This window comes from Liquorilactobacillus satsumensis DSM 16230 = JCM 12392, assembly GCF_001435195.1.
Classification (GTDB): domain Bacteria; phylum Bacillota; class Bacilli; order Lactobacillales; family Lactobacillaceae; genus Liquorilactobacillus; species Liquorilactobacillus satsumensis.
Genome location: NZ_AZFQ01000023.1, coordinates 39,072 through 56,219, shown reverse-complemented (window position 1 = coordinate 56,219; position 17,148 = coordinate 39,072). Strand labels below are relative to the sequence as shown.

The 17,148-nt window shown below is 39.6% G+C and carries 18 protein-coding genes; 12 read left to right on the top strand and 6 right to left on the bottom strand.

Translation table 11 applies throughout. The features are described 5' to 3' along the window. Positions 1 to 37: 37 nt before the first annotated feature. The 4 genes from eno to smpB all read left to right on the top strand — a co-directional run bounded on the left by eno (position 38) and on the right by smpB (position 4,891). Positions 38 to 1,363: a phosphopyruvate hydratase gene (eno, locus tag FD50_RS02945; RefSeq protein ID WP_054756660.1), complete on the top strand. Its 1,326-nt coding sequence runs from the start codon at positions 38 to 40 to the stop codon at positions 1,361 to 1,363. A gap of 348 nt (positions 1,364 to 1,711) precedes the next feature. After that, entirely contained in the window at positions 1,712 to 1,948 is a 237-nt protein-coding gene (gene secG, locus FD50_RS02940; protein WP_054756662.1) for a preprotein translocase subunit SecG, read from the top strand. Positions 1,949 to 2,053: 105 nt separating this feature from the next. Beyond that, entirely contained in the window at positions 2,054 to 4,396 is a 2,343-nt protein-coding gene (gene rnr / locus FD50_RS02935; protein ID WP_056960169.1) for a ribonuclease R, read from the top strand. A 24-nt stretch (positions 4,397 to 4,420) separates the two neighbouring features. Then, entirely contained in the window at positions 4,421 to 4,891 is a 471-nt protein-coding gene (gene smpB / locus FD50_RS02930) for an SsrA-binding protein SmpB (protein WP_054756666.1), read from the top strand. A gap of 302 nt (positions 4,892 to 5,193) precedes the next feature. Here smpB and FD50_RS02925 read toward each other — a convergent pair whose 3' ends face one another. Genes FD50_RS02925 through FD50_RS02915 form a run of 3 tightly spaced genes read right to left on the bottom strand, consistent with a single transcriptional unit; the run spans position 5,194 to position 7,194 of the window. Then, a complete protein-coding gene (locus FD50_RS02925; RefSeq protein WP_054756667.1) occupies positions 5,194 to 5,760 on the bottom strand; it encodes a GNAT family N-acetyltransferase in 567 nt (188 codons plus the stop codon). Positions 5,761 to 5,782: 22 nt separating this feature from the next. Then, positions 5,783 to 6,298 carry an LURP-one-related/scramblase family protein gene (locus tag FD50_RS02920; RefSeq protein WP_056960167.1) on the bottom strand — a complete coding sequence of 172 codons (516 nt, stop codon included), beginning with the start codon at positions 6,296 to 6,298 and terminating at the stop codon, positions 5,783 to 5,785. A gap of 29 nt (positions 6,299 to 6,327) precedes the next feature. Further along, positions 6,328 to 7,194, bottom strand: coding sequence for a Cof-type HAD-IIB family hydrolase (locus tag FD50_RS02915; RefSeq protein WP_054756671.1), 867 nt, complete (start codon positions 7,192 to 7,194; stop codon positions 6,328 to 6,330). 163 nt (positions 7,195 to 7,357) lie between these two features. Here FD50_RS02915 and FD50_RS02910 point away from each other — a divergent pair, with 163 nt between their 5' ends. From FD50_RS02910 to tsaE, 3 genes are read left to right on the top strand one after another with little or no spacing between them, the layout of a single operon-like run. After that, positions 7,358 to 8,086 carry a uracil-DNA glycosylase gene (locus FD50_RS02910; RefSeq protein WP_056960165.1) on the top strand — a complete coding sequence of 243 codons (729 nt, stop codon included), beginning with the start codon at positions 7,358 to 7,360 and terminating at the stop codon, positions 8,084 to 8,086. Continuing rightward, positions 8,073 to 9,053, top strand: coding sequence for a phosphate acetyltransferase (gene pta / locus FD50_RS02905; RefSeq protein ID WP_056960163.1), 981 nt, complete (start codon positions 8,073 to 8,075; stop codon positions 9,051 to 9,053). The genes FD50_RS02910 and pta overlap by 14 nt, the downstream gene beginning before the upstream one ends. 20 nt (positions 9,054 to 9,073) lie before the next feature. Then, entirely contained in the window at positions 9,074 to 9,562 is a 489-nt protein-coding gene (gene tsaE / locus FD50_RS02900; RefSeq protein WP_054756675.1) for a tRNA (adenosine(37)-N6)-threonylcarbamoyltransferase complex ATPase subunit type 1 TsaE, read from the top strand. A 238-nt stretch (positions 9,563 to 9,800) separates the two neighbouring features. On the opposite strand, the gene FD50_RS02895 is transcribed toward tsaE, so the two are convergent. Next, positions 9,801 to 10,289 (bottom strand): TIGR01440 family protein, encoded by a 489-nt coding sequence (locus FD50_RS02895; protein WP_082610404.1) that lies wholly within the window; start codon positions 10,287 to 10,289, stop codon positions 9,801 to 9,803. 207 nt (positions 10,290 to 10,496) lie between these two features. On the opposite strand from FD50_RS02895, the gene nrdD reads away from it, so the two are divergent. Then, complete coding sequence (gene nrdD, locus FD50_RS02890; protein ID WP_156653475.1) at positions 10,497 to 12,662, top strand: anaerobic ribonucleoside-triphosphate reductase; 2,166 nt, start codon at positions 10,497 to 10,499, stop codon at positions 12,660 to 12,662. Beyond that, entirely contained in the window at positions 12,652 to 13,236 is a 585-nt protein-coding gene (nrdG, locus tag FD50_RS02885; protein WP_056960161.1) for an anaerobic ribonucleoside-triphosphate reductase activating protein, read from the top strand. Before nrdD ends, nrdG begins: the two co-directional genes overlap by 11 nt. Positions 13,237 to 13,476: 240 nt before the next feature. Here the strand turns inward: nrdG and FD50_RS02880 are convergent, their stop codons facing one another. Further along, a complete protein-coding gene (locus FD50_RS02880) occupies positions 13,477 to 14,034 on the bottom strand; it encodes a M15 family metallopeptidase (protein WP_056960159.1) in 558 nt (185 codons plus the stop codon). 52 nt (positions 14,035 to 14,086) lie between these two features. Then, the gene (locus tag FD50_RS02875; protein ID WP_056960157.1) at positions 14,087 to 14,548 is read right to left on the bottom strand and encodes a hypothetical protein; all 462 of its coding nucleotides are present in this window, start codon (positions 14,546 to 14,548) and stop codon (positions 14,087 to 14,089) included. A 93-nt stretch (positions 14,549 to 14,641) separates the two neighbouring features. On the opposite strand from FD50_RS02875, the gene FD50_RS02870 reads away from it, so the two are divergent. The 3 genes from FD50_RS02870 to FD50_RS02860 all read left to right on the top strand — a co-directional run bounded on the left by FD50_RS02870 (position 14,642) and on the right by FD50_RS02860 (position 17,044). Continuing rightward, on the top strand, positions 14,642 to 15,376 hold the full coding sequence (locus FD50_RS02870; RefSeq protein WP_054756680.1) for an MBL fold metallo-hydrolase: 735 nt from the start codon (positions 14,642 to 14,644) through the stop codon (positions 15,374 to 15,376). A 318-nt stretch (positions 15,377 to 15,694) separates the two neighbouring features. After that, positions 15,695 to 16,093, top strand: coding sequence for a transcriptional regulator SpxA (gene spxA / locus FD50_RS02865; protein ID WP_054756682.1), 399 nt, complete (start codon positions 15,695 to 15,697; stop codon positions 16,091 to 16,093). Positions 16,094 to 16,318: 225 nt separating this feature from the next. Then, positions 16,319 to 17,044, top strand: coding sequence for an adaptor protein MecA (locus tag FD50_RS02860; protein ID WP_056960155.1), 726 nt, complete (start codon positions 16,319 to 16,321; stop codon positions 17,042 to 17,044). Positions 17,045 to 17,148 lie beyond the last annotated feature (104 nt).

The following is a 17,148-nucleotide window of genomic DNA, read 5'->3' as shown; positions in this document are numbered from 1 at the left end:
AACTCAAGTCAATCTAAAACTCAAAGGAGAGTAAATTATGTCTAGTATTACAGAGATCTATGCACGCGAAGTCTTAGATTCACGTGGTAACCCAACAGTTGAAGCAGAAGTTTACACAGAAGCAGGTGCTTTTGGCCGTGGAATTGTTCCTTCAGGTGCTTCTACTGGTGAACATGAAGCTGTTGAATTACGTGACGGCGACAAATCACGTTATATGGGCAAGGGTGTTACCAAAGCTGTTGCTAATGTAAATGATGTAATCGCAAAAGAAATCGTTGGCTATGAAGTAACAGATCAAGTTGCTATCGATAAGGCAATGATTGCTTTAGACGGTACACCAAACAAAGGTAAGCTTGGTGCAAATGCTATTTTAGCTGTTTCAATTGCTGCTGCACGTGCTGCTGCTGACGAATTGCAAGTTCCTTTGTACAACTACTTAGGCGGTTTCAACGCACATGTTCTTCCAACACCTATGATGAACGTTATCAATGGTGGTGCACATTCTGATAACAAGGTTGACTTCCAAGAGTTCATGATCATGCCTGTTGGTGCATCTTCTGTCAAAGAAGCTATCCGCATGGGTTCTGAAACATTCCATAACTTGAAAAAGCTTTTGGGTGATGCTGGTAAAGTTACTTCTGTTGGTGACGAAGGTGGTTTTGCACCGGACTTTGCTAACAACGAAGAACCATTACAATTCTTGATCGAAGCTATTGAAGCTGCTGGTTACAAACCAGGTAAAGAAATTGCCATTGCAATTGATGTTGCTTCCTCAGAATTATGGGACAACGAAACTGGCAAGTATAAGCTGCGTTGGTCAACTGGTGAAGAATTCACAACTGAAGAATTCATCGATTATCTTGAAGGCTTGACAGTTAAATACCCAATCATTTCAATCGAAGATCCGATCGATGAAAACAACTGGGATGACTGGAAGATCATTACAGACAAACTTGGCAAAAAAGTTCAATTAGTTGGTGATGACTTCTTCGTTACAAATACACAATACCTGAAGAAGGGTATTAAGATGGGTGCAGCTAACTCAATCCTGATCAAGGTTAACCAAATCGGTACATTGACAGAAACTGTTGAAGCAATCGAAATGGCTAAAGAAGCTGGCTATACAGCAATCGTTTCACATCGTTCAGGCGAAACTGAAGATACAACAATTGCAGACTTGGTTGTTGCTACAAATGCAGGACAAATTAAGACTGGTTCTATGAGCCGGACTGATCGTATTGCTAAGTACAACCAGTTAATGAGAATTGAAGACCAATTAGGAAAGACTGTTGCCCAATATAAGGGAATTCAGTCATTCTACAACTTGAGTGAACAAGCTCGCGAAGAAATCGAAAGCAAGTAATTCAAGTAAATTATTGTTATTTACAGTCAATTTTTTGGAGGTCAGCTTGATTATTTGTGCATTTATTTCGACTTTGTCTAAATCTTTAGGCTGAGCGATGGTGTGAGTGTGGTTGAGTTACGCTTCTAATGATGCGATTGCAAATAAATGAAGGAACCAAGGCAAAGTACTAAGTGCCTTGGTTCCTTTTTGATATTGAAAAGTGTCGCAATTTTTAGTTGCTATCCAGTATTTTGGGTTTTTTCAAGGTGTAAGATATATTATAATATTTTATAGAACTGGAAATAGAATTTCATTTATGCTACATTATAATAGATATAGAGTGTCCGACGACAAGGAGGTAGGAGTTTGTATAATTTACTTTTGACAGTTTTGATGATTGTCTCCATTTTGATCATCATTGCGGTAATGATGCAGCCAGCAAAAAATGATAATGCGTCAACTGCACTGTCCGGCGGGGCAGCCGATCTATTCAACAAGCAGAAACCTCGTGGCTTTGAGGCTTTCATGCAGAAAGTAACTGCGATCTTGGGGATCATTTTCTTTGCACTTTCACTGGCTTTGGTTTACCTTTCATCGCATTAGTATTAGAAGTGACTGCCTCCTGCATGCTTTGATCAGGGGGTTTTTACTTTAAGGAGTCTGAAGCAAACAAGCAGTTGATAATCAATTAATCGAATGAGGAATCGAATGGAAAATACTAAAATTAAAGAAAAATTATTAGGCATATTAAAAGACGCACCTGATCGCGATTTTTCAGTACGCGAATTAGTAGATACTTTAAGAATGAAAAGTGCAGTTCAGTTTAAGGTTGTAGTCCAAAATTTAGCACAATTAGAGCAGAAAAAGCTGATTACCTTGAATCAAAATGGAGCATTCACGATTGCTAAAGATGACTCCCTTCCTAAATTTGAAGGAGTCTTCCATGCTAATGAGCGCGGTTATGGCTTTGTGACGGTTGATGCGGAATCACCTGACTTTTTCATTAACCCTACACAGACGATGTCGGCTTTAAACGGCGATGAAGTTGAGGTTGCAATGCTGCATGCCGCTGATGAAAGGCTTGGCAGAGGACCAGAAGGGAAAATCACTCAAATCCTAAAGCATGCGCTTGAACAGGTTGTGGGTGAGTTTAAAGTCGACCCTGAGGAAAATTATCCTGAAGGAATTATCGGAGCAGTTGCCATTAAGGACCGTAAGCTCTCGCATTATACGTTCTTACTGGAAGATAAGGGCCTCAATCCTGTCCCAGGTGAAGTCATCCTGGCGGACATTACAGCTTATCCAGATCCGCATCTCCCAGGAATTCTCAAGGGCGTTGCCAAAAAAATTATTGGGAATGTTAATGATCCAGGAATTGATATTTTACAAATTGTTTATCAACATAATATCCCTACTGCCTTTCCAGATGATGTAATGGAAGAGGCTGCTCAAATTCCAGATCATGTCACTGCTGCTGAAAAAAAAGGGCGAGAGGATCTGACTGCACAGCAGCTTGTGACCATTGATAGCATTGAATCCAAGGATTTAGATGACGCAGTGAATGTGTGGCAGCTTGAAAATGGTAATTACCATTTAGGGGTGCACATTGCCGATGTTTCGCATTATGTTACACCTGGAACGGCTTTGAATCGAGAGGCTTATGAACGTGGCACATCGGTTTATCTGACGGACAGAGTGGTGCCAATGTTGCCGCATAAGCTGTCAAATGGCATTTGTTCACTTAATCCGCAAGTTGAACGACTGGCGATGAGTTGTGAAATGGAAATTGACCATGAGGGAAATATTATAAATCATCGAATTTTCCCAAGTGTAATCAAGTCGACTGAAAGAATGACATATGTTGCGATCAATAAGATACTCGAAGCACATGATGAAAAAACAATGAAACGCTATGCGAGTCTTGTGCCAATGTTTGAGACAATGGGTGAATTGCATAAAATTTTGGTGAAAATGCGCAAACGACGTGGTGCAATTGAGTTTGAAGATACAGAGGCTAAAATCATTGTCGACGAAAAAGGTCACCCAACTGACATTCAACTACGGGAACGTGGGACAGGTGAGCGGTTGATTGAATCCTTTATGTTGGCTGCAAATGAGACAGTAGCTGCGCATTTCAATCATTTGAAGGTGCCTTTCATTTATCGAATTCATGAAACCCCTAAAGCTGAGAAAATGCTGAATTTCTTTGAGGCCCTCTCAAGTCTGGGAATCCAGGTTGCAGGGAGTAGTCATGATGTGAAGCCTAAATTGTTGCAGACAATTTTGAAAAAAGTAGCAGGCAAACCTGAAGAAGCAATGGTTTCAACGATGCTTTTACGTTCAATGCAACAGGCTAAGTATGCAGACCAGCCTCTCGGACATTTTGGGTTAGGTGCTGATGACTATACGCACTTTACCTCGCCAATCAGACGTTATCCTGATTTGATGGTCCATCGTTTAATCCGCTTCTATAAGAAAAATGGAATTTCAGAAGAAACACAAGAGACTGTTAAGCAGGACATTCCAGAAATTGCACTGCATAGTTCGCAAATGGAAAGAAGAGCGATTGATGCAGAACGCGACACGGATGCAATGAAAAAGGCTGAATACATGGCAGATCACATTGGTGAAGAATTTGATGCTGTTGTCAGCTCGGTTACCAAGTTTGGAATGTTTGTGGCCTTACCTAATACAGTTGAAGGCTTAATTCACATCAGTGAAATGAAGGATGACTACTACGAATATCTAGAAAAACAGATGGTGTTGGTCGGTAAACGCACCAAGCGGACTTATCGTATCGGACAGCCAATCAGAATCAAAGTTGTCAGTGTTAATGTCGATCAAAAGGAAATTAATTTTACACTGTTACATCCTGAAAATACACCCAAGTCTGATTTATTAGCCAAGAGTGGTTTCAATTCTCATGGACGCAATGGTGAACAGCGCAATCGAGGTCACTATGACAATAAAAAAGGAAAAACTGCTTTTAATAAAAAGAACCATACCAAGGGTTATCGTCCGTTCAAAGAAAAATTTAAAAACCATCGTTAACCCTTAAATAGGAGGTGTTTAAGGATGGCAAAGACAAAACCGCAACATGCTCAGCCGTTAGCGCAAAATAAAAAGGCGCGTCATGATTACTCAATTATCGCAACTTTTGAGGCTGGGATGGTTTTAACTGGAACTGAGATTAAGTCAATCAGAGCGCGGCGAATTAATTTGAAAGATGGGTTTGCTCAAATTCGCAATGGTGAGGTTTGGTTACTGAATGTGCATATTTCACCTTATGCACAGGGAAATCAGTTTAATCATGATCCTTTGCGCAATCGAAAATTATTATTGCATAAAAAAGAAATTGCGCAGTTGGCTAAACAGGTCAGTGATAAGGGAATTACGTTAGTCCCTTTGAAAGTTTATCTTAAGCAAGGCTTTGCAAAGGTGCTACTAGGTGTTGGAAAAGGTAAGCGCGATTACGATAAGCGCGAGACTATTAAACGTAAAGATCAGGAACGTCAAATTCAGCGCACATTAAAAAATTTCGACTAGTTTTAAGAACAGTGCTTTTTTTGCGAATACCGCTAATCACATTATTTAGTGATTTTAAAAGGTGGTTGGCAATTAAGAGCTAGCTGTTTTTTTTTGCCAAAATTGCATTGTTTAAATAAAGGTGCTTCAATTTAAACAATGCAGGCTGAATGTGTTAAAAAAGATGACAAACAAAAGAGGGGCTGCGACAAAATTTAACTTTTGTCACAGCCCCTAGCGAAGCTCATTGTCCGCATGTTGTGAGCAGTGTTTTGCTGATCAAGTAAACATTTGAGCGAACTTAAATAGCGTAGTTAGGAAAATCAAACTTCTTTTTGGAGATGGTCGTAATGATGCTGGCTCAAGATTGTAGTCCCTACCTTTTGGAAGCCATGCCGCTTGTATAAAGCAGCAGCATTAGGATTGGCCCAATCAACGTTCAAGCCAAGGCACTTTTTATTATTTTGGCGCGCGATTTGTGGCAGGGCCTTAAGTAGTTGAGTTCCAATTCCCTTTCCTTGAAATGAAGGAGAAACTGCAATGGAATCAAGATACCATTCATTTTTAAAGCATTCATCATCTTCAAATAAGACAGTTCCAGCTGGAAAGCCAACTTGTGGGAAAATAGCAAGCAATTTTTGATTTACAGCCTCTTCGTTTTCATCTGGATAACCAAATGCAAACCCTGCTACGCGTTCATCGACTTCGGCCACGAGAGTCTGAGCTTTGCTGGTTCGATACGTTTCAGATGCAAAGGCTTTTTGAATCGCACGGTTAAGAGTTGCACGTGAGAGTTTTTGGAGTGCAGGAAGCTCCATTTCTTCTAAAATAAGATTGAAAAGCGGTACAATTTGGGCAGCATCTGCTGCTGTGGCTTGTCTAATTAGCATTTTTAACTCCTTAGTAGTGTCTTTAATCGAACTTGGCACGCGGAATAAGAAAAGGATTCTTTTTTCGGTGAGCAGAATGAGCAAAATAATCGAGAATGGCAACAATACACAGACAAAGTGCTTCATCTTCTGTATTTTTAACAGCAAGCTCTAAGTAATCTCCACGTGGTAAAGCAACTTCTCGCAAAGACATTAAATGTTCTTTGCCGCTATATATGTTATAGCGATAAGTTGAAAAGTCGCCTAGAATAATCCAGTTCAATTTTTTTACCAGCAAAACGTCTTTTCTGCCGAGATGGTAACGCCGTAAAGTTCCGACGTGTTGTTGATGGGAGAAAAGTTCAAAACGTGGGAAGATGCCAAAGCCACGTTGCTTGATTTCTGCTAATAATTCCCCCGAGATAGCATATACCGAAAGCACGTCCTGATGCCGTCCCCATTTGCCGACAACTAAATAAATATTTTGCTGAAATTCATTAGTAATTTTAGTTGCGCCCAGCGCTCCGAGCCGGTATTTATGGGCGTATAATCTACGCAAATTGCCACCTCCTTTAAAAAAATTTCCTGCTAGTCTTCTTTGAGCACTTCCTCAATTGCATGGCCTACTCCATCTTCAGTATTGGAAGTGGTGAGGCGCTTAGCAACTTTTTTTACTTCAGTAATTGCATTGCCCATCGCATAACTGACACCTGCCAGTTTCAACATCGAAAGATCATTATTATTGTCACCAATTGCCATGACATTGTCCATGGGAACATTTAAACTGTCAGCGTAAGCCTGCAAAGCAGCACCCTTTTGTGCGTTTACATGATTAATTTCGATATTGGAACTTGAAGAAGAGGTGATAATGAGGGCATCGAACTTTTCTAATTCTTTTTTAATTGGGTCAAGGACCTGGTGACCTTCATTGCTGAAAGCCACAATTTTGAAAATTCTTGTGTGAGGATCTTCAACTAACTTGGCATAGTCATCGATATAATTGATGTTCATCAATTCAAGACGTGCAGCAGCCATCGAGACTGCTAGCTTATAGGGTGTCTCCGGACTGACGCGTGTCAGAAGTTCCGCAAAGTTTTCAATTCGTTTGGCTTTATTGTCTGAAAAAATTCCTTTCGACGCGACAATTTCAAAATAAAGATTTTGTTGTTTGAGAAAACGAATTATTTTGGTTGAAAGCTGATCATGGATAGGCGCTGCAGTAATTAGTTTACCGGATTCATCAAAAACTTGCGCACCGTTTAAAGTAATCATCGGGCAGTTGAAACCTGCATCTTTGACTAATGGTTTGACCTCAGTGTAGCCACGACCAGTCGAGACAACAAATTTGACGCCAGCTGCCTGTGCTTTTTTGATAGCGGCCGCATTTTTTTCGGAAATAACCATGTGGTCGTTGAGTAAGGTACCATCCATATCTGATGCGATAATTTGAATCATAATGTGTGTTTCCTCCAATTTCAGCTTAAATTTACCTCCATCTTACCATGAAATTTTTTTTTTTTTTAGTCTGAACCTGCTCTTTATCAAAATGAAAAGGAAATGTGCAAAAAAACGAAAATTTTAGTATTAAATATGGTAGAATACAAACGAGGTGTCGAAGATGAAAACGCTTATTCATAATGATTGGCAAGCTGTTTTAGGTCCAGAATTTGAGAAAGAATATTATAAAAGACTGCACGCTTTTTTAAAAAAGGAATATACGACAAAGCAAATTTATCCAGATATGTATCATATTTTTCAAGCTTTTGAATGGACGCCTTTTTCCAAGGTTAAAGTCTGCATTCTTGGGCAGGACCCTTACCATGGTCCACATCAAGCACATGGCTGCAGTTTTTCGGTTTTACCAGGAGTTAAATTGCCACCGTCTTTAGTTAATATCTATAAAGAACTGCAAGCTGATTTAGGCATTAAACCGGTAACACATGGCTACTTAGAAAAATGGGCTAAACAAGGAGTTTTATTACTTAATACGGTTTTAACTGTCAGAAATGGACAAGCTTTTTCTCATCGTGGAAAGGGCTGGGAACAATTGACTGATAAGGCCATTTCCAGTTTGTCAGCGCGAACGGAACCAGTGGTTTTTATTCTTTGGGGGCGTTCTGCACAGGATAAGATCAAGCTGATAGATGAAAAAAGAAATGTGGTTTTAAGTTCAGCACACCCTAGTCCCTTATCAGCGCATCGTGGTTTTTTTGGTTCACGTCCCTTTTCGAAGACTAATGCAGCCTTGACTGCAATGGGAGAGCAACCGATTGATTGGCAACTACCTGAACATGTAGCTGCTGCTGAGCTTAATAATGATGGAGGTCGACAAAATGGAGTTATTTGAGAGTTTAATTGCAAAAGTCAAAGGAACCGGTAAAAAAATTGTTTTCCCTGAAGGAAACGATGAACGGATTGTTAAAGCCGCCGTGCGTTTGGCAACAGATGGAATCATTGAACCAATAGTTTTAGGCAAGACTGCAGCGATCAAACAGCTCGCAGGAGTTACACAAGAACTACCAGCAACCTTAAAAGTTCTTGACCCAGCAACTTATCCAACCGCTAAGTTTGAGGAAATGGTGAGTGCATTTGTGGAACGTAGAAAGGGTAAAAATACGGCTGAACAAGCGCGTAAGTTGCTGCAAGATGTCAATTATTTCGGAACTATGCTGGTTTATTTAGGGATAGCAGATGGTTTGGTTTCAGGAGCGGTGCATCCTACGGGAGATACTGTCAGACCAGCTTTGCAGATTATTAAAACACGCCCAGGAGTCTCAAGGACAAGCGGAGCTTTTATTATGACCAAGGGCACTGAACGTTATCTTTTCGCTGATTGTGCAATCAATATTGAACCAAATGCACAAGAATTGGCTGAAATAGCGGTTTCTAGTGCTGCCACAGCGCGTTTATTTGATATTGATCCGCGAGTTGCACTACTGAGCTTTTCGACTAAAGGTTCCGCTAAGGCAGAGACAGTTACCAAGGTAGCTGAAGCCACAAAGATTGCTCACGCTGCAGCTCCAATGGAAAAAATTGATGGAGAGCTACAGTTTGATGCGGCTTTCGTTGAAACAGTGGCTCGAAAGAAGGCACCGGATTCTGAAGTTGCGGGACATGCAAATGTGTTTGTCTTTCCGGAACTACAATCAGGCAATATTGGCTATAAGATTGCGCAGCGTTTCGGGGGCTTCGAGGCCATTGGACCGATTTTGCAGGGACTTAATAAACCAATTTCTGATCTTTCACGTGGTGCAGTTGAAGAGGATGTTTACAAAGTTGCAATTATCACTGCATTGCAAGCTACAGGCGCTTAAACAATAAGGAGGAAGACTTCGTGGAATTTGTTGTTGAAAGTTCTGCAGAAACCGCTAAGCTGGCACAGCTTTTAGCAAGTTTTGTGACTGCTGGCGATGTTATTTTATTAGAGGGCGATTTGGGTGCAGGAAAGACAACTTTTACTAAAGGGTTTGCTGCTGGTTTAGGGATTCATGGCAATGTAAAAAGTCCAACTTTTAACCTTATTAAAGAATATCACCAAGGGAGGCTGCCGCTTTATCATATGGATGTTTATCGTTTAGAAGGAGTAGGCGGCGCTGACCTGGGGTTAGAAGAATATTTTAATGGTACAGGTGTGAGTGTTGTAGAATGGCCACAATTTGTAGCAGAAGATCTTCCGGCTGAGCGGCTGACGATCAAGATAAACAAGTCAAAAAGGAACACTGAGAAGCGTTTGTTAGAATTCATTCCCATAGGTGCTCATTTTGTAGCAGAGTGTCAGCAGTTAGCTAAAGTAGCTGCTAAAAATGGAATTAAGCCTAGCTAAGATTTGTTGAGAGCACTTTTTTAGCTGCTTATTAGAGGATTTTTTGCAAAATTTATTAAATGAAGTGGGAAGACACCTTAGAAAAGTAAAATTTAATTGCTGAAACAAGTTTAGCCGCAATAAAAGGGACTGTGACAAAAGTTAAATTTTGTCACAGCCCTTCTTTTATTCCGGATAAACGTGTTCCATAAGTCAAAATTCTCCGTCTAACTTCGAATTACTCATCGCAAAGTACTCGCTATGTTCGTAATTTCGAGTTAGCACTCAAATTTTCCCGACTTTGGACAAATTTAACATGCATGCCAATTGCAGTGTCTCCAATATCCATCCCAGCTTGTGCGATAATATGTTCAACTTCAACTGGTTCTTTAAAATTTTCAAAAGCTGCAATTTGTGCAGCTCCGCCGGCATGAAGTGCAGGAAAGACCGTTACAATTTCAAAGCCGGCTCTTTTGGCAACCTCTTTTTCAACTACCAAAGCCCGGTTTAAGTGCTCACAGCCTTGAACTGCTAAATTAATTTGTAACGGGTGTAAAACGGCAAGCACTGTTTTAATGATAGTTCTTCCAATTGCAAGATTGGAATTTTGACCGATTTTGTTACCTTGAATTTCACTAGTACTGCATCCAAGGACAAAAAGATCACCTGGTTCTAAGTGTGCAGTCGCAAGCAGTTCATTCAGACCTGTGCGGACACGTTTTTCAATTTCAACTAAATCTGGCGTCACTGTGGATTCCTCCCTGATGGAACAGTAATTGCTATTATTATAACGCGTGGTTTTAATTGTGCAATCTTAGGAAATAAATCACTAACTAAATAACATATTTTGCACAATATATTGTATTTTTAAAATATCCATACACTACTGGTTGTATTTATGCCCGTTTGAGCATACAATATATATATTGAATCACTAGCAGGAGGTACTAGATAAATGGCAATGACAGAAACAATGGTTGAAAAAAAAGTGCAAAGCCCAGCTGTCTTTATTAAAAGAGGCGGGGAACAGGTTACTTTTGAGCGCTTTAAATTACAGCTCATCTTAGAACGGATGGGATTAAAGGAACAGGAAACTAAAATCATTGAGACTGTCATTGAACAGCTGAAGGAGAAAAAAGCTGTCAGTGCACACGAAGTTCATCGTGAAATGATTGTTGCCCTTAATCAATTGGGTTTTGCAAAAGAAGCAATTAAGTTTTTGCAAGTTTATCAAAAAAATGAAAAAAATTGGATAGAGGAGACTGATCCGCAAAAGAGGCTGGAACGGCTACAAGTTAAAGATCCTAGTCTTGTACATGAAAATGCTAATAAAGATAGCAATGTTTTTAATACACAGCGTGATCTAACAGCTGGGGCGGTTGGTAAAACACTCGGGCTTAAGATGATGCCTGAATATATTGCCAAAGCTCATTTGCGTGGCGATATTCATTATCATGATCTTGATTATACGCCTTGGAGTCCGATGACCAATTGTTGTTTGATTGACTTCAAGGAAATGCTGAATAATGGATTTAAAATTGGAAATGCAGAAGTAGAAAGCCCGCATTCTATTCAAACCGCGACTGCGCAGATGGCACAAATTATTGCTAACGTAGCCTCGAGCCAGTATGGTGGCTGTTCTGCTGATCGTGTCGATGAATTGCTAGCCCCTTTTGCATTGCGTAATTATCATAAACATTTGGAAGCAGCTGCAGAATATATTCCAGACGAAGCCAAACGTAAAGAATTTGCCCAAAAAAGAACAAAAAAAGATATCTATGATGCGATGCAAGGATTAGAGTATGAAATTAATACACTGTTTTCTTCACAGGGACAGACACCGTTTACGACTTTAGGATTTGGGCTTGGAACCTCATGGGTAGAGCGCGAGGTACAACGCGCAATTCTAGAAGTTCGGATTAAAGGTCTGGGACGAGAAAAGAGAACCGCAATTTTCCCTAAGCTCGTTTTTACGCTTAAAAAAGGGCTAAATTTAAAGCCGGGTGATCCTAATTATGCACTAAAAAAACTAGCAGTTGAATGTGCTACCAAACGGATGTACCCTGATGTCTTGATGTATGACAAAATTAAGGAACTAACCGGTAGTTTTAAAGTTCCGATGGGATGTCGTAGCTTTTTGCAAGGCTGGAAAGACGAAAACGGTCAAGAAGTGAATTCTGGCCGGATGAATCTTGGGGTTGTAACGGTTAATTTACCTCGGATTGCCCTTGAATCCAATGGTGATCAGCAGCTTTTCTGGAAAATTTTTAAAGAAAAGATGGCATTGTGTAAAAATGCGCTAGTCTTTAAAGTGGGGAGAGTCAAAGAGGCTCTTCCAGAGAATGCACCAATTCTTTATCAATATGGGGCATTTGGCAAACGACTACAGCCGGGTGAAAGCGTTGACCAACTGTTTAAAGAAAGACGTGCAACAGTTTCTTTGGGATATATTGGTCTTTATGAAGTCGGGACAATTTTTTATGGACCGGAATGGGAGCAGAATAAAGAGGCACATGATTTTACACTTGAAATTGTCAAGAAAATGAAAAATAGCTGTGTAGCATGGTCAGATGAGTATGATTATCACTTTAGTTTGTACTCGACTCCAAGTGAATCTTTAACTGATCGTTTCTGTGTACTCGACACTAAACGTTTTGGCAAAATCAAGGATATTACTGCTAAAGAATACTATACTAATAGCTTTCACTATGATGTTCGTAAACATCCGTCTCCGTTTGAAAAGTTGAAGTTTGAGATGGATTATCCCAAGTATGCTTCTGGCGGATTCATTCATTACTGTGAGTATCCGAATCTAAAGCAAAATCCTAAGGCACTTGAAGCTGTCTGGGATTGGGCGTATGACAAAGTCGGTTATTTGGGCACCAATACACCAATTGATCATTGTTTTAAATGTGATTTTAAAGGCGAATTCAAAGCAACTGCAAGGGGATTTGAGTGTCCAGAATGTGGGAACCATGACCCTAAAACGTGTGACTGCGTAAAAAGAACATGCGGTTATCTGGGGAATCCATTACAACGGCCAATGGTTCATGGGCGGCACGTTGAGATTGCTTCCCGGAAGAAAAATCTTTTTAATGGGGCGATTAATAATGAAGAATAGAGCAGAACGAAAACCACGCGATCCCAAGCCGGAAGAATGGTTGGCTTCGGATTTAAGCCAACAGTATATTGCAGACTATAAACCCTATAACTTTGTTGATGGTGAAGGAGTCCGCTGCAGTCTATATGTCAGCGGCTGCAAGTTTGCTTGCCCTGGATGTTATAACAAAGTTGCACAAAATTTTCATTATGGAACTCCGTATACCCAGGAACTGGAAGATCTGATTATTGAAGATTTGGGGGCTGATTACTGTCAAGGTTTAACGCTTCTGGGAGGAGAGCCTTTCCTTAATACACAAGTCTGCTTGCGACTTGTTAAGCGGCTGCGTCAGGAGTACGGTCATACAAAAGATGTCTGGTCTTGGACTGGATATAAATGGGATGAGTTATTAATTGATTCAGCAGATAAACGGGAATTATTATCTTTAATTGATATTTTGGTAGACGGTAGGTTTGAGTTGCCCAAAAAAGATTTAACCCTCCAGTTTAGAGGAAGTTCTAATCAGAGAATTATTGATGTGCAGCGGTCATTGCAAAGCGGCGATGTGGTTTTGTGGGACAAGTTGCTCAAATAGTGTCAGCTAAGTTTTCTGCAAAAATTAAACTGGATGAAAATTGACTAAATGCCTGATAAAATTTAAGAAAACGAAGATAAAAAGGATCATTAAAAACTCCAGCTAGGACTGATGCAGCTCAGTCACTGGCTGGAGTTTTTGGATTGATAAAAATCACTTGTTTTTAAAGTGGATTTTTGTGTGTAAGCGTTTTCGGGTCAAAGGTGTTGACGCTTAGCGAAAAAGCTTAAAATCAGCAATTTATTGATAATCATTAGGATCAGCCGCTAACGGCCCATAAGTGTCTTTTTCGGTATCACGAAAATCCCACCACTCAGCTGCATAACCCTCGAAGCCAGCAGCGATCATTGCAGAATTTAAGAGTTGATAATTTTTAGCTTGCTGCGGGGTGCGTTCAAAATCTCGATGTGCTCGTGCAGAAAAGTCATCAAAACCACTCTGCATTTCTAATTCCTTGCCTGTAGGATCTGTAATAGTCAGGTCAAAAGTAACTCCTTTTTGGTGGCTAAAATTGGGGTCTGGAAGTGCTACAAAAGTTGGATCAGGATAAACTTCAAAAAGTCTTTTTTGGGCACTGACAGGGCGATAGGCATCCCAGACTTTAAGGCGAAATCCTTGTTTACGCAATAGATTGCTGGCGGTGGCGAGCTTTTCGGCAGTACCGATTCGTGCAATTGCGGTTTTAAAGTCATAAATGACTTGATGAGTGAAATTATCAGTAGTTGCGTACTTAAGTTCAACAATAATTGTCGGATCGAGTTTTTGAATGTTAATGAAACCATTTTTTAAAGTGTTCATCCGCTGTCCTCCTTGGCTTTTGCTTGAAAAATGGTGCGCAGTAGTATGCCTTTTAGTTTTTAGCGAGTGTAAATACACGTTTGTAGGGAGAATCAAAAGTCCCGTTTGCATTTGATAAGAAAGGATGCTGTGCTATCCAGTCTGAGTATTTGGACTCATCATCCCAAGTGGTGATCGTCAGAAAGTTAAAGTCGTGCTTAATGGATTGACCAAGTAGATATTGTAGACTGGCAGCTGGTTTTGTTAAAGTTGGCAACCATTTTTTTTGGTCATCTTCATCAAGCATAAAGTGGTTAAAATAATAATTAACATCTTGCTGAATATGAAAATTTCCCGCCAATACTTTGAAGCCGATTCCCGATTTAAAGACAGAATCTGCAGAAGTAATATCTAGAAGTGCACGTTTTTGCTCATTTTCAAAGGAAGCCAATTCGACAAATTGATGCGTCGGATTTTGCGACTTGAGTTCTGTTAAAATTGATTTTGAGCCAAAAGTTAAATAAAGATAATTCAAAATGAGCTCCTTTCTGTGATCTTCTGAGCCAGAATACTTGTGTTATAATCGAATTGATTTTAAAAGCAAGTAATTTTAGGAGGAGATCTACATATGAAAATAACAGTGTTAGGGATGTATGGTGGCTATCCTTATGACAATCAAGGAACAAGCAGTTATTTACTGCAAGAAGATGGCTTTAATCTGTTGTTAGATTGCGGCAGTGGTGCTTTATTGAGTCTGGAACATCACCTTGATCCGATGAAGTTAGATGCAGTTTTGCTATCTCACTATCACTATGATCATATCGCAGATGTCGGAGTTTTACAATATTATTGGCAACTGAATAATGATGAAGGAAAGAAAATTCTCCCAATTTATGGGCATCAAGAAGATCAGGAACATTTTACAGCCCTTACATGGCCGCATGCCACCAAGGGGTATGGATATGAACCGCAAAAGCCTCTTGAAATCGGGCCTTTCCAGATTCAATTTTTACGGACTAAGCATCCTGTGACAGCTTTTGCAATGAGAATTACTACCCGAGAACGTAAAACTTTTGTTTTCACAGCTGATACTGCCTACTTTTCTGAACTTGTGCCGTTTGCACATGCTGCAGATTTACTGCTGACAGATACGAATTTTGATGCTACCAAAACAGGAACGAAGTGGCACATGACCTCCCTCGAATCTGGGAACTTAGCTAAAGCAGCAGGAGTTAAGCAACTAGTACTTTCACATCTACCCCAAAAAATTGAATTCAGTAAGTTACAGCAAGAAGCACAGCAGGCAGCTGGGCGGCAGGTTATAGTTGAAGTTGCAGGTGTTGATAAAAGTTTTAGGGTTTAAAAAAGAGATAACGTTTACATTGGAATATGGAAAGGGCTTGCAGTTTGTTTGGACTAAGGCGCTTTAATAACTATTTGACTATTCAGTTCTATAAACAAAAAGTAATGTTAGTTGAAGCTAAAAATTACTTACTATCCCTTATATGTAATGGAAAGTGAAGAATTATCGACCTTTACAGTATTTTTACAAAGCCACTTTGACTAATTTATTTGTTTTTTTTATCAAATAAAGGTATTAATTTTTTGATACAAGCGGTATAATATGCTTGTGGGCGATATTAATTACAAGTTGCTTTTAATGTAAAGGAGCGGATAAGTTATGGTTACTTTATATACATCACCAAGTTGCACTTCTTGTCGTAAAGCACGTGCGTGGTTGAGGAAACATGAGATTCCTTTTAAAGAACGCAATATCTTTTCTGAACCATTGAGTATCAACGAGATTAAACAAATTTTACAGATGACCGAAAACGGAACTGAGGAAATCATCTCAAAACGTTCTAAAGCTTATCAAAAGTTGAATGTTGATTTGGATGAGTTACCTCTCAAGCAGCTTTTCGATTTAATTCAGAAGAATCCAGGTCTTTTAAGACGACCAATCATTCTGGATGAAAAGAGATTACAAGTCGGTTATAATGAAGATGAGATTCGGCGTTTCTTGCCACGTGAAGTTCGTGCTCTTGAACTACAGCGTGCCCAAGAGTTGGCAGGTTTTTAGTTTAATTAAATAGGCAATTGGTGGAACTTTATAGATAGGGGGCTATAGCAATTTTAATGAGTTGCTGTAGCCTCCTTTGGTAACTTTGAGGATGTAGAAGGATAATCAAACAGAAATTCATCTTTTCTGCTAGATTAGCTTTCTTTTTAGGATAAAGTCCTTTACAATTTCTTTTTTTTAGTTATCATTAAGCGAGAGGGTATATCGGAAAGGTGGGTGACCATGATGGAGATGGAAAAAATCAATGACAATACTATTAGGGTATTGCTTGAGACTGACGACTTGACCGAACGTGGAATTACTGTCCTCGACTTGCTTGGCAATCATAAGGAAATTGAGAATTTTTTCTACAGCATTTTAGAAGAAGTCGACGTTGATCATGAATTTCGTGAAAATGATGCGGTGACTTTTCAGTTACTACCTAATAGAAATGGACTAGAACTTTTTATTAGCAAGGTGAATCCAAAAGATGCTGGAAAAAAAGACTCAAAAGAAGGTAATGGTGACACCCCCAACGATTTGGACTTTTCGCTCCTTGGAGCTGATGAAGATGTTTCGGAATATATTAAACATGAATTGACAACCAACCCTGATAAGAAAAAAGGGGCAATTGTTGATGATGGTGACGGGGTTTCTGGATATTTGAATGACAAGAGTACAGAACGCAGACATTATGTCATTGAGTTCAAGGATTTTGAAGATTTTGTACAGGCGTCCAAGGTTCTTCGCAGTGAGGATGTGGCTTCAAGCCTCTTCTTCTTTAAGGATAAGTATTACTTGGATCTTGTTTTCTTTGTGGAACAGACAAGTGATAGCCAGATTAAAGATATTTTATCGCTGGCGGTTGAGTATGGTAAACGCGTGAATGTTTCTCCTGATCTTTTGCAGGAAAGAGGAAAAATGATTTTTAAGGCTTCTGCATTTGAACTGGCGCGTTACTACTTTAAGTAAAGTAGGATTTAGAATGATGATTGGAATGTATTAAATTACATTGCCAAAGATAAAGTTAGACGGGGCTATGACAAAAGTTAAATTTTGTCATAGCCCCTCTTTTA

Excerpts from the sequence above, each read along its gene's own strand:
- spxA (WP_054756682.1), top strand. The coding sequence starts at position 15,695 with ATGGTTACTTTATATACATCACCAAGTTGCACTTCTTGTCGTAAAGCA.
- eno (WP_054756660.1), top strand. The coding sequence starts at position 38 with ATGTCTAGTATTACAGAGATCTATGCACGCGAAGTCTTAGATTCACGT.
- smpB (WP_054756666.1), top strand. The coding sequence starts at position 4,421 with ATGGCAAAGACAAAACCGCAACATGCTCAGCCGTTAGCGCAAAATAAA.
- FD50_RS02910 (WP_056960165.1), top strand. The coding sequence starts at position 7,358 with ATGAAAACGCTTATTCATAATGATTGGCAAGCTGTTTTAGGTCCAGAA.
- nrdD (WP_156653475.1), top strand. The coding sequence starts at position 10,497 with ATGGCAATGACAGAAACAATGGTTGAAAAAAAAGTGCAAAGCCCAGCT.
- FD50_RS02925 (WP_054756667.1), bottom strand. The coding sequence starts at position 5,760 with ATGCTAATTAGACAAGCCACAGCAGCAGATGCTGCCCAAATTGTACCG.
- nrdG (WP_056960161.1), top strand. The coding sequence starts at position 12,652 with ATGAAGAATAGAGCAGAACGAAAACCACGCGATCCCAAGCCGGAAGAA.
- FD50_RS02915 (WP_054756671.1), bottom strand. The coding sequence starts at position 7,194 with ATGATTCAAATTATCGCATCAGATATGGATGGTACCTTACTCAACGAC.
- FD50_RS02880 (WP_056960159.1), bottom strand. The coding sequence starts at position 14,034 with ATGAACACTTTAAAAAATGGTTTCATTAACATTCAAAAACTCGATCCG.
- FD50_RS02860 (WP_056960155.1), top strand. The coding sequence starts at position 16,319 with ATGGAGATGGAAAAAATCAATGACAATACTATTAGGGTATTGCTTGAG.
- pta (WP_056960163.1), top strand. The coding sequence starts at position 8,073 with ATGGAGTTATTTGAGAGTTTAATTGCAAAAGTCAAAGGAACCGGTAAA.
- rnr (WP_056960169.1), top strand. The coding sequence starts at position 2,054 with ATGGAAAATACTAAAATTAAAGAAAAATTATTAGGCATATTAAAAGAC.
- FD50_RS02870 (WP_054756680.1), top strand. The coding sequence starts at position 14,642 with ATGAAAATAACAGTGTTAGGGATGTATGGTGGCTATCCTTATGACAAT.